Genomic DNA, 12,219 nt, shown 5'->3' on the forward strand with positions numbered 1-12,219 from the left:
ATAAATTCCCTTTCGTTGAACTCACGTTAATTTTAGATTTAAAAAATTTAGATTTTAAAAAAATCCTCCTTAACCTAGGGGGATTTTTTGACTTTTTACCATATTTTAGCTAAATCTAAGATAATTATCATACCAAATCCGCTTATTTTAGTAGAGTAACATTTTTTCTCCCTGCTCCCTGCTTCAAGACTTAATACTATACTATCTAAAGCGGATCTAGTATTAGTTGCTATACTTTAGCTTACTAAATAACTATGGCAATATTTTTAATGTTTCTCTCTCCATTGCTGTGCTTGAGATTGTATTATTTCTAATTCTTCTGAGTCCATTTTTTTGAGATTAGCTAAGATAAGATTCATTCTTCCTAATGATTTTAATTTGTCTTGATGGCGAGATAAAAAATCCCAGTAAAAGAAGTTAAACGGACAAGCTTTTTCTCCCGTGCGTTTCGTCTGTTTATAAACACAATTTTTACAATAATCACTCATCTTATTAATATAATTAGCAGATGCTGCGTATGGTTTTGAAGCTAATATTCCCCCATCAGCAAACTGTCCCATTCCTATCACATTTGGAACCATAACCCAGTCATACCCATCAATAAAAGCACTATGAAACCAATCATTAATAGCTTGGGGAGATACCCCAACAATTAAAGCAAAATTGCTCAAAACCATTAATCTTTGAATATGATGACCATATCCGGTTTCTTCTACCTGTTGCAGAACTTGTTTTAAACAATTCATATCCGTTTGAGAACTATCCCAATAAAATTCGGGTAATTTTTCTTGATGATCGAACCAATTTTTATCCCTATAATCATCATCCATTAATTGATAAATTCCATACATATATTCTCGCCATCCTAAAATTTGACGAATTAAACCTTCTACACTATTTAAAGGATAATTAAAATCATGATAAGCTTTTTCAATTTTTTGAATGACTTCTAACGGTCTTAATAATCCAAGATTGATATAAGGAGAAATTAAACTATGCCACATCGTATATTCTCCTGTGATCATAGCATCTTGATAAGTGCCAAAATTGTTTAAATTATTCTCTAAAAAATGGTCTAATACTTGTAATGCTTGTGAGCGGGTTACTCCCCATTTAAAAGGTTCAATTTTACCGTAGGTTTTTATCTTATAAGATTTAACATCATCAATAACTTGTTGAGTAATATCATCTGGTTCAAACCATAAGGGAGTAGGAGGATTTAAGTTTTGTTTCGGAGGTTTACGATTTTGTTTATCAAAATTCCATTTCTTTCCAATGGGTTGATCTTCTTCCATTAAAACATTAAATCTTTTTCTTCCTTCTCGATAAAAATCTTCTAATAATAAGCGTTTACGCGAGTCATTCCATTGTTTAAACTCTTCTTGACTCCAAAGAAAATGATTATTAGGAATAAACTTAATTTTACAATCTAATTTAAAACTATTGATTAAGTTTAAAAATGGGCGATCATAGGGAGTTACCAGTCTTAATTCTGTGATTTGATTGCGATTAATCCAATCATTTAACGATGGTTTAAAATCTTGTGCTATTTTATAAGTAACTTGCCATCCTTGTGCGCTTAATTCTTCAGCAAAATGACGCATTGCTGAAAAAACTAACACTAACTTTTGTTGATGATAAGGTTTTTTTTGAATATAGTGATGAGACTCAATAAAAATAACAGGAGTTTCTTGTTTATTATTTTTGCGACTGAGTAAAGCAGCTTGTTCTGAATGTAATTGATTTCCTAAGATCCAAATACCAATAATCATAAATTATAAATTGATTTAATGAATAACAAACAATCTTATTAATTTTAACTAATTATTCGATGGTTTCCAAGTATTTTATCTTTATCTTTTTATTTCTATATCTATCTAAATTAAGATGTTATAAATATAATTGATTAATATAAACTTTAAATTCTTCAATTTTTTCTTTTTCTTCATCGGTCAACGTAATATTAGGGTGAAAAATAATCTTACCCTCTTCAGAAATATCAGCGATCGCACGATTTCTTAAACTTTCTCCTAACTGTTGTTCTGCTACTTTCCATAAAAAGACTTGAGGACTTTCTAAAAGGTCTAGATTTTGCTCTAAAAAATCTTTTTGATAATCATAAGGTATCCAACCTCTATCAGATTTTAAGGCTTGAATTAAGGTTTCTGATAAAATCTCAGGATTCGTTTTTTCTCCTTTGCTTTTTAACCATAAAACCCAAGAACAAAACGCCATTAAAGTATTCTCTAAATTATGAGAACAATAAATAATGGTTTCTAATAAGTCTTGAGAAAAATTAACCCCCAAGCGTCTGAGTCCCCATTTGTATCGGTCGAAAATTTCAATAACCCCATCATCTACATATTCATAAAATACTGCTTGTCTTAAGTTAATCATTTTCAAATTAAGAAGATACATTGCAACCATAGTATAAAAAATACGAAAATTGCACCATTTCGGCTACAATAGACAACGGCATAAATGTTCAAAAAAATTGCCTTTGCTATCATCAGCAACACCATTGATAACGCTTTAACATTACATTTGGGAAGGTCGCTCCATGATTCACGATATTTTCATGCCTGCATTAAGTTCTACCATGACCGAGGGTAAAATCGTCTCTTGGGTGAAGTCTCCAGGGGATAAAGTTGCCAAAGGCGAAACCGTGGTTGTTGTAGAATCGGATAAAGCAGATATGGATGTAGAATCTTTCTATGATGGCTATCTAGCAACTATTTTAGTTGAAGCTGGTCAAGAAGCTCCCGTCGGAGATGCGATCGCTTTAATCGCAGAAACAGAAGAAGAAATTGCACAAGCCAAACAAAAAAGCCCCTCTGGTTCATCTGGAACTCCCCCCCAATCTCCCCCTCGAAATGAGGAAGAACAGCCCTCTCAAGCACCGGCAACTACCGCTACAGCTACTGAAAGCTCTTCCCCCTCAAGTAACGGTAACAATGGCCAAAGTAACCGCATTGTTGCTTCTCCTAGAGCCAAAAAATTAGCCAAACAATTAGGGATCTCTCTCAACAGTGTTGAAGGGAGCGGACCCTATGGCAGAATTGTGGCAGAAGATATTGAAAAGGCAGCAGGAAAAACCCCCACACCCCCTGCTATTCCTACTCAAACCCCTCAATCTTCTCAAACCACTACTACCCCTCAAGTCGCTCCTACCCCTGCAGTTCCAGCACCAGTTACCGCAGGAGAAACTGTTCCCCTCAATACCCTACAAAAAGCAGTGGTGCAAAACATGGTGGCTACGCTACAGGTTCCTACCTTCCACGTGGGTTACACTATCACCACCGATGAGTTAGATAAGCTTTATAAGAAACTGAAGGCCAAAGGGGTAACCATGACAGCATTATTAGCGAAAGCAGTAGCTGTCACCCTGGAAAAACATCCTTTGGTCAATGCGAATTACAGCGATCAAGGCATTCGTTATCCTCAGTCTATCAATATTGCGATCGCTGTTGCTATGCCTGATGGCGGTTTAATTACTCCGGTCTTACAAAATGCTGACAAAGTTGACATCTATTCCCTGTCTCGTACCTGGAAAGATTTAGTTGACAGAGCAAGAGCCAAGCAGTTACAACCAGAAGAATATAATAGTGGCACCTTTACCCTATCGAATTTGGGAATGTTTGGGGTGGATCGCTTTGATGCCATTTTACCTCCCGGACAAGGATCGATTTTAGCGATCGGTGCATCCAGTCCCCAAGTGGTAGCCACGCCTGATGGTTTATTAGGAGTTAAACGTCAAATGGCTGTAAATATTACCTGCGATCATCGTGTTATTTATGGTTCCCATGCTGCTGCTTTCTTACAGGAGTTTGCTAACTTATTAGAAACAGATGTGCAATCTTTAACCATGTAAGTCATTGTACAAGGGGATATTAAGATAGAATATCCCCAAAACAATAATAGAGAAGGCATTAGCTAATCTTTGCAACCCTTCGAGTTGACTGAGATTTTTGAGACAAAGGAGCAGCCATCGCCGTAATTTGTTGCATCAACCAAGGTATTAATCGTTGACACCATAACGCTAAATGGCTTTGCCATCCGACAACAATTTCTGACATATCTTTTTGTAACCCTATCACTAAAGCTTGAGCCACTTTTTTCGGAACAACGGGTTTCATAAAACGAAACCGCTCTAAACCCTGCACCATATCCGTATCCGTTAAAGAAGGTAACAAAGCGATAACTCGAATCTTATAGGGAGCTAATTCGCTTCGTAACGCTTGGGTAAAGCCTAAAAGAGCGAATTTCGTAGCAGAATAGGTAGCCATAGTCGGGGCAGCAATTTTACCCATTAAACTAGAAACATTGATGATGGTTCCTTGTTTTTGAGCGGCCATGCGTCGTGCTACCACTCTTGTAATATGATAAGTCCCCATCAAATTAACGAAAAGTTCGTCTTCGACTTGAGATAATTTGGAATAAAGAAAAGAGCTTTGGTGAGCTACTCCTGCACAGTTGACTAAAATATCAATGGGGCCGTAATCTCGCCAAGCTTGAGCGATAGCAGTGGTAACACGAACAGAATCTCTGATATCTAAGGGAACAATAATCACTTCTATATTCGCTCCTATCCCTTGAATTTCTTCAGCAACCTCTGTTAGATTAACTCTGTTGCGAGCCACTAATAACAAGCGTTTAATCCCTTGCTGAGCTAATTCAAGGGCGATGGCACGGCCAATTCCACGAGACGCTCCGGTAACGAGGGCAGTTTTTCCTAATACTTTCACCTTTACTGTCTTCCTTTTTTAAGACTTCAAGGAATTTAGGTGCATTAATACTGCATCTTTCCTTTCTTTCTACTGTAGACAAAAAAAGTAAAGAAATCGGGTTGATTTTAATGATTCTTTTCCAAAAATCAAGTAAAATTACTTATTCCTTATTCCCCATTTTCCAAAATATGGAAAAAAGTCGATAACCCAGTTACCATGATCTTAATGAGATTAAACGCTTTTTCTTCAATCGCAACACCCAGACGAAAATAACAATGACAACCACACCCATTTCCCCATCCTCGACTCAAACCCAATACCCTGATGACATCGGACGCTTTGGCCAGTATGGGGGAAAATATGTGCCTGAAACCTTAATGCCGGCTTTGAGCGAACTAGAAACCGCTTACCGTCAATACAAGGATGATCCTGACTTTCAAGCGGAATTATCGCAATTATTAAAAGATTATGTTGGTCGTCCCAGTCCCCTCTACTTCGCTGAACGCTTAACCGCACATTACGCCCGTCCTGATGGTACTGGCCCACAGATTTACTTAAAACGAGAAGATTTAAACCATACCGGCGCACATAAAATTAATAACGCCCTCGGCCAAGTCTTATTAGCGAAACGCATGGGTAAACAGCGTGTAATCGCAGAAACGGGAGCAGGACAACATGGGGTGGCTACAGCAACGGTGTGCGCCCGTTTTGGTCTAGAATGCGTCATTTATATGGGCATTCATGATATGGAACGGCAAAAACTCAATGTCTTCCGCATGAAACTATTAGGGGCAACAGTGCAACCAGTAGAAGCAGGAACCGGAACCCTCAAAGATGCCACCTCAGAAGCCATTAGAGATTGGGTGACTAATGTAGAAACGACTCATTATATTCTCGGTTCGGTAGCTGGCCCCCATCCTTACCCCATGATTGTACGAGACTTTCATCATATTATTGGTCAAGAAACCCGTCGCCAATGTCAAGAAAAATGGGACAGTTTACCTGATATTTTATTGGCTTGTGTGGGCGGTGGTTCTAATGCGATGGGCTTATTTTATGAGTTTGTCAAGGATGCTGAGATTCGTCTTATTGGAGTAGAAGCAGCAGGGGAAAGTATTGCTTCTGGAAAACACGCTGCAACCCTTACAAAAGGTCGTCCAGGAGTATTACACGGGGCGATGAGTTATTTATTACAAGACGAAGAAGGACAGGTCATAGAAGCCCATTCTATTAGTGCAGGGTTAGATTATCCTGGGGTTGGACCGGAACATAGTTATCTTAAAGATAGTGGTCGTGCTGAATATTATAGTGTGACGGATGCTGAAGCAGTGGCAGCCTTTCAACGGTTATCTGAGTTAGAAGGGATTATTCCAGCTTTAGAAACCTCCCATGCGATCGCTTATTTAGAAACCCTTTGTCCCCAACTTGAAGGCAGTCCCCGTATTATTATTAATTGTTCAGGCCGAGGAGATAAGGATGTGCAAACAGTAGCTAAATATCTAGGCAATGAATAGGTTTTGGGGGAAGCAGAGGAGAAACATATTAGTATCTCATCTTTCCCCACACCCTACACCCCACACTAAAACTAAAATTATCAATGGTTTTTCTAGATAGTCGCAGAAAAAAACAATTAGAAACCTGCCTTCAAAAATTGGGTTTATCTGACACCTCAGTCGTTAATTTAGAATTGTTGGATTTAGCCTTAACTCATCCAACCATTTCTAGGGAAAATAACTATCAACAATTAGAGTTTGTGGGGGACTCGGTAATTAGATTAGTATCGGCTGAAATATTACTAGAAACCTATCCCGATGAATTGGTAGGAGAATTTGCTGCCATCCGTTCTATTTTAGTCAGCGATCGCACGTTAGCAGAGTTTGCTGAACAATATGGATTAGATCGTTATCTTCTGATGGCTGATAGTGTTGCTCAAGATACAATGGGTCGAGTTTCCTGGTTGGCTGATGCTTTTGAAGCGGTATTAGGGGCATTATATCTCAGTACAAAAAACATGACGTTAGTGCGTCCTTGGTTAGATCCTTTATTACTAAAAAAAGCAGCCGAAATTCGCTCTGATCCAGCCCGTCAAAATTATAAAGATGCTCTACAAGAATGGACTCAGGCTCAATACAAAATATTACCAGAGTATCGTGTTACTGAACAAGATAAAGATCGAGGCCATGATGAACGTTTTTTTGCTGAAGTTTCCCTCAAGGATCGTAAACTAGGATCAGGCTATGGTCGTTCTAAAAAAATGGCAGAACAAGCAGCGGCCAAAGATGCTTTTTTCTCTGTTGTTCATCAAAAAATTGAAGGTTAAATATGACACAATTAGACATTACTACCGAAGCCGTTGTTATCAAGAATGGTGACTTAAATATTGATGGTTATTTAGCAACTCCAAAGCAAAACGGCGAGTTTCCTGCGGTGATCGTTATTCAGGAAATTTTTGGGGTTAATGATCATATTAAAGATGTCACAAGACGCTTTGCTAAAGAGGGATATGTGGCTATTGCTCCTGCTATTTATCAACGGTTAGAGCCTGGTTTTGAAACCGGTTACACTCCTGAAGCAATTGAAATTGGTAGAAAGTATAAAAATCAAACCAAAGCATCTGAATTATTATCAGATATTCAAGCTACTATTGACCATCTTTATACTTTACCCCAAGTGAAAAAAACAGGGGTAGGAACCATCGGTTTTTGTTTTGGGGGTCATGTGGTTTATTTAGTTGCAACCTTACCTGAAATTAAAGCAACAGCTTCTTTTTATGGAGCAGGAGTTGCTAATTGGAAACCAGGAGAAGAAGGTAAAGCTACAGTCAATTGTACCCCAGATATTACAGGGACGTTATATGCCTTTTTCGGGAAAGAAGATGGGAGTATTCCTCAAGAACAAGTTGACATGATTGAACAAGCTTTAAAAGAGAATAATATTCCTCATAAAATATTTCGCTATGAAGGAGCAGAGCATGGCTTTTTCTGCGATCAACGAGGCAGTTATAATGCAGAAGCTGCTCAAGATGCTTGGCCAAAAGTCTTAGAATTATTCAAAAGCGAGTTATAGGTCTGATTCAATAGCAAAATGGTCTTAAGTCAATGGTTTTGCTTTATTTTTTAATAAAAATTAAAAACTGATCTAAGAAACCAATGGTATGATAAGGCAGAAGTGTTGGAGTTATGAAAAGATTATCATTTACGTTCTCTCTTTTGTAAGTATTAATCTTAATTCTTAACTTTGATACGATTGCCTTAACTTCAAAAAATCATACCTTCTTTCCTCAGTCATGAAAAAAAAATTATATTATTTACTGTGTAGTTTTTTAGGAATAATGGTTATGTTTTTAGTCTTTATTCCTTCTCACACAGTGGCTCAAAATTCTCCGATGGAAATTAAAATCGCCACAGGAAATGAAGCAGGAGAATATTACTCAGTTGCCAAAGATTTAGAAGAATTTGCTCTTACTAAAAACCTCGATATTGATCTCATTCCCACTAGAGGAGCATTAGATAATATTGATAGTGTTTTTCGCCATGAAACAATTTCTTTAGGGGTGACACAAAGCGATCTTTTAGCCTTTCTCAATACCTTTGCTAATAAGGATGAAATCGCACGGTTGCAAGCGGAATCTATTCGGGCTGTTCTACCTTTGTATGATGAAGAAGTCCATCTAAGTTACCCGAAAAGACATTAATTCTGCTTCAGAATTGACAGGAAAACGAGTTTCCATTGGAGAGTCAGGCAGTGGAACCAGTACCACCGCTTCTACATTAATGTATCACTTAGATATTCAACCGAAAGCCATAAAAGCCTTAGATATTAAGCGCAGTATTGATGCCCTTCGTAAACAAGAAATTGATGGCTTTTTCTATGTGGTTGGGGTTCCAGCGAAAGTGTTAGAAGAACAGATTTTACCAGAAGACAACTTTCAGGTTTTACCGTTAGCTTTACCCACCCAACCCAATGACGAATTTTTATCGAAAATTTACGCAAACGGGGTTCTTCCTGCTAATACTTATGACTGGCAAACAGAACCCGTTAATACCTTAAAAGTTAAATCCTATTTGTTTACCTTTGCTGATGAAAACTGTAACTATATCACTCCTGTAGCTAAATTAATCACAGAAAATTTAGCTTGGTTACAAGAAAACGGCGATCCTGTTTGGAAACAAGTTGATCCAAAAGATTTATCACAACTTAACTCTCAACGGGTGTCGAGTTGCGCTGTTATGTAAATTATATTTAAGGATAGAGAATAATGATCATTAATTGCCTAAACCGTCTAACTATTATTACTGGTATTAGTCTAGGACTTCTCTTACAAACTATTCCCGCAGAAGCAAGACGGACTATAACTTGTGAATCTTTTAAGTATCGTTATCAATTTTGTCGCACTAATACCCGTGGAGGGGTAAGACTCACCCAACAACTAAGTAATACCCGTTGTGTTGAAGGGGATACCTGGGGCTATGATCGAGAAGGGATATGGGTGGATAGAGGTTGCGCTGCTGAGTTTACTGTGCGTGGTCGAGACAGTGGTTATGATAATAGTAACAATAGTAGTGGCGGTAGTGATGCGGCCGCTATTGTGGGAGGTGCGTTGGTGGTTGGAGCGATCGCTGCTGCTTTAGCTGGTGGGTCTGATAATAATGATAATAGTAGCAATAATGGCCGAACCATTACTTGTAATTCAGACAGTAATCAATACACCACTTGTCCAGTGTCTCTGGATAGAGATGATTGGATCGTTCTTGATCGCCAGTTGAGTCAAGCGGGTTGTTGGGAAGGGGATACCTGGGGCTATGATAGTCAGAAAATTTGGGTTGATAATGGTTGTCGAGGTGTCTTTGAAATTAGACGTTAACTAATTATTGTGCTAAGCACTAAAAACTAGAGTGTAGACCCAATAATCATACTAGACTGTACGGTATGATTATTTACACATATAAAAATATTATTTAGCTTGTCCGAAAAGCTTAATTATGTTATTATCTCATCTATCTTTCTTTTGTCAATGCGAAATTCCTATCGTATTGTACTAATATCGTCGAAAATCGAGAGAAAAACCTCTAAAACTAATTAATAATACTAATGTTTTTTTCAAAAGTCTCTATCGTTTCTATTACCTTGGTTAGCTTGCTCATGCCAACGGCAGCATCAGCACTATCTTTCAGTAGCGTTATTGCTTTTGGGGATAGCTTAACCGATAACGGAAATATTGCTTTTCTTGATACCCCAGATTTTCAGGAAGTGCCTTTTGGTGGATTACAACCTTCAACTGCTTATGAAAATGGGCGTTTCACCAATGGGCCTACCTGGGTAGAAACCCTTGCTAACCGTCTAGGGGTTAGCATCTCTGCATCCTTAGAGGGGGGAACAAATTATGCTTATGGTGGGTCAAGAACTGGTCCTTTAGGGACTTTACCGCCAGCATCTCCTAGTTTATTAGATCAATTGGCATCGTTCCAAACTGATATAGGGGGTCTTGCCCCATCAGATGCTTTATATGTCATTTGGGGCGCAAGTAATGATGGCTTTGATGCTGGACTTCAAAAACTGCAAGGAAACGATCCAGGGGCAACAGCTATTATTAATCAAGCGGTTAATAATGTTACGACAATTATTACAGAATTGAAAAATGCAGGGGCAAAGACAATTGTTGTTCCTAACGTGATTGATTTGGGGAGTCTTCCCATTATTCCTAGAGTGGGTCTCTCGCCAGCTAACTATACTATGATCGCAGTTGAATATAATGCACTTTTAAGTAGTGCCTTAGAGCCATTTCGCAATGATCCTACTATGGATCTTATCGAAATTGATGCTTTTAGCTATTTTACTTCAATTTTTACTTCTCCAGAGAAGTTTGGGATAACCAATACTTCAGATCCTTGTGTTGATCTAGATATCGTCTGTTCTAATCCTAATGAATTTCTATTTTATGATGGACTTCATCCCACTGTTACTTTCCATCAGCAGTTTGGAGAGTTTGTTGCGTCTCAGGTAACTGTTCCCGAACCTAGTAGCACGATTGGGATCTGTATAGCAACGGGAATGGGTTTATTGTTCAGTAAACGTAAGATATTCCAATAAACATCTCGATAATTCAATTTCAATTTAATTGAAAAAACAGTATGATTTTTTGGAGATTAGCCTGAACTCCAAGAGATTAACCAAGTGTGGGGGTGAGGGGGGTAAGATATATCAATATCAATCATTTCTTCCCGTCTCCAAAGTGTTGCCCTGGCTCCCCTGCTTTGCCTAAATTGCATCTCTTATTGATATTGATTATTCTTCCCAGATGCCTAATTCTTTTAACCCATTGCGTAAATTTTCGGCTGCAACTTGATTATTTTGAGCGTTATAAAGACTAACTGCTTTTTTAAAGGCTTCGGAACTTTCAGGGAGTTTCTTCAACTTAAATAAAACAACTCCTAAGTTTTGATAAGCTGCTGCATAATTAGGACTTAAAGAGATTAATTTTTCGTAAATTGCTACTGAGTCAGCTAATTTTCCCATAGCACTCAATGTCATAGCAAAGTTATAGTATCCAGTGATAAAACTAGGGTCAATTTTTAAGGTCGTCTCGTAAGCTTGGGCTGCGTTTTTATAGTCTCCCATGCTTTGTAACACTACACCTATATTATTATAAGCTCCTAACTTTAAAGGTGCCATAATCGGCTGATCAATGGCTTTTTGAAAATGTTTAATTGCCTTTTCTTTTTCTTCTTCTTTACTGAGAAGGTTTCCTAAGTGATAATGAAGTTCATATAAAACATGAGTATCAGCTTTATTGGATTTTAAGCCTTGTTTAAATAATTTGATGGCTTGTTTTTCTTTACCAATTTGAGCATATAAAGCCCCTAATTTACTACAAGTATAAGGATCATTAGGATGTTCTTTAATAAAGTTTTCCATCGCCTGTTGAGCGCGATTATACTTATCCAATGAAGCGATCGCTCCTGGGGTATAACCGTAATGAAACACTGTGATAGCAGGAAGATCAACAATTTTCCAATGACTTTCTTTCTTTAATAATTCACTGACACTATCATCAATAATGGCATGATAAGGACGGGAAAAACTGACTTCTGGATGTTTACGAAATAAACGAGAAACTAAGGAATAAGGAGATTGAGAGGAACCAATTTCATGACGAACTAAATTAACCACTAAATTTTCATCTTTGTCGATGGCCTCTTTAATTTGTGAGCCAACTTTTTTATTTAAAACTTCATCAGCATCAAGCACTAAAACCCAATCGCCTGTTACATACTTTAGTGCTTCATTTCTGGCCTCTGCAAAATCATCACCCCATTCAAATGTCGGCACATTCGCTCCAAATTTTTGAGCAATTTCTACGGTTTTATCCGTTGATCCTGTGTCCATAACTACTATTTCGTCAACAATATCTTGGACACTTTCTAAACATTTAGTCAGGGTTGCTTCTTCATTTTTGACAATCATGCAGAGGCTTAATTTTGTCATGATGACT

At 37.8% G+C, this 12,219-nt stretch carries 12 protein-coding genes; 8 read left to right on the forward strand and 4 right to left on the reverse strand.

The window, feature by feature from the left end:
- Positions 1-266: 266 nt before the first annotated feature.
- Both CY0110_RS01560 and CY0110_RS01565 read right to left on the reverse strand, forming a co-directional pair.
- Complete coding sequence (locus tag CY0110_RS01560) at positions 267-1,772, reverse strand: cryptochrome/photolyase family protein (protein WP_035798102.1); 1,506 nt, start codon at positions 1,770-1,772, stop codon at positions 267-269.
- Between the two features lie 118 nt (positions 1,773-1,890).
- On the reverse strand, positions 1,891-2,397 hold the full coding sequence (locus CY0110_RS01565; protein ID WP_035798270.1) for a hypothetical protein: 507 nt from the start codon (positions 2,395-2,397) through the stop codon (positions 1,891-1,893).
- A gap of 163 nt (positions 2,398-2,560) precedes the next feature.
- On the opposite strand from CY0110_RS01565, the gene CY0110_RS01570 reads away from it, so the two are divergent.
- Positions 2,561-3,871 carry a dihydrolipoamide acetyltransferase family protein gene (locus CY0110_RS01570; protein WP_035798103.1) on the forward strand — a complete coding sequence of 437 codons (1,311 nt, stop codon included), beginning with the start codon at positions 2,561-2,563 and terminating at the stop codon, positions 3,869-3,871.
- Between the two features lie 58 nt (positions 3,872-3,929).
- Here CY0110_RS01570 and CY0110_RS01575 read toward each other — a convergent pair whose 3' ends face one another.
- Positions 3,930-4,745 (reverse strand): SDR family NAD(P)-dependent oxidoreductase, encoded by an 816-nt coding sequence (locus tag CY0110_RS01575; protein WP_008272990.1) that lies wholly within the window; start codon positions 4,743-4,745, stop codon positions 3,930-3,932.
- A gap of 257 nt (positions 4,746-5,002) precedes the next feature.
- Here CY0110_RS01575 and trpB point away from each other — a divergent pair, with 257 nt between their 5' ends.
- From trpB to CY0110_RS01605, 7 genes are all read left to right on the forward strand, one after another.
- Positions 5,003-6,241, forward strand: coding sequence for a tryptophan synthase subunit beta (gene trpB / locus CY0110_RS01580; RefSeq protein WP_008272993.1), 1,239 nt, complete (start codon positions 5,003-5,005; stop codon positions 6,239-6,241).
- Positions 6,242-6,324: 83 nt separating this feature from the next.
- Positions 6,325-7,047 (forward strand): ribonuclease III, encoded by a 723-nt coding sequence (gene rnc / locus CY0110_RS01585; RefSeq protein ID WP_008272999.1) that lies wholly within the window; start codon positions 6,325-6,327, stop codon positions 7,045-7,047.
- Positions 7,048-7,049: 2 nt separating this feature from the next.
- Positions 7,050-7,793, forward strand: coding sequence for a dienelactone hydrolase family protein (locus CY0110_RS01590; protein ID WP_008273006.1), 744 nt, complete (start codon positions 7,050-7,052; stop codon positions 7,791-7,793).
- A 271-nt stretch (positions 7,794-8,064) separates the two neighbouring features.
- On the forward strand, positions 8,065-8,421 hold the full coding sequence (locus CY0110_RS30695) for a TAXI family TRAP transporter solute-binding subunit (RefSeq protein WP_232285670.1): 357 nt from the start codon (positions 8,065-8,067) through the stop codon (positions 8,419-8,421).
- A gap of 13 nt (positions 8,422-8,434) precedes the next feature.
- Positions 8,435-8,962, forward strand: a complete 528-nt coding sequence (locus tag CY0110_RS30700) for a TAXI family TRAP transporter solute-binding subunit (protein WP_232285671.1) — start codon at positions 8,435-8,437, stop codon at positions 8,960-8,962.
- 23 nt (positions 8,963-8,985) lie between these two features.
- Complete coding sequence (locus CY0110_RS01600; RefSeq protein ID WP_035798106.1) at positions 8,986-9,591, forward strand: DUF3011 domain-containing protein; 606 nt, start codon at positions 8,986-8,988, stop codon at positions 9,589-9,591.
- A gap of 227 nt (positions 9,592-9,818) precedes the next feature.
- Positions 9,819-10,817: an SGNH/GDSL hydrolase family protein gene (locus CY0110_RS01605; RefSeq protein ID WP_035798109.1), complete on the forward strand. Its 999-nt coding sequence runs from the start codon at positions 9,819-9,821 to the stop codon at positions 10,815-10,817.
- Positions 10,818-11,012: 195 nt separating this feature from the next.
- On the opposite strand, the gene CY0110_RS01610 is transcribed toward CY0110_RS01605, so the two are convergent.
- Positions 11,013-12,212 carry a glycosyltransferase gene (locus CY0110_RS01610; RefSeq protein WP_198139086.1) on the reverse strand — a complete coding sequence of 400 codons (1,200 nt, stop codon included), beginning with the start codon at positions 12,210-12,212 and terminating at the stop codon, positions 11,013-11,015.
- Between the last annotated feature and the right edge of the window lie 7 nt (positions 12,213-12,219).

Origin of the sequence: Crocosphaera chwakensis CCY0110 (genome assembly GCF_000169335.1) — a bacterium.
Taxonomy (GTDB): Bacteria; Cyanobacteriota; Cyanobacteriia; order Cyanobacteriales; family Microcystaceae; genus Crocosphaera; species Crocosphaera chwakensis.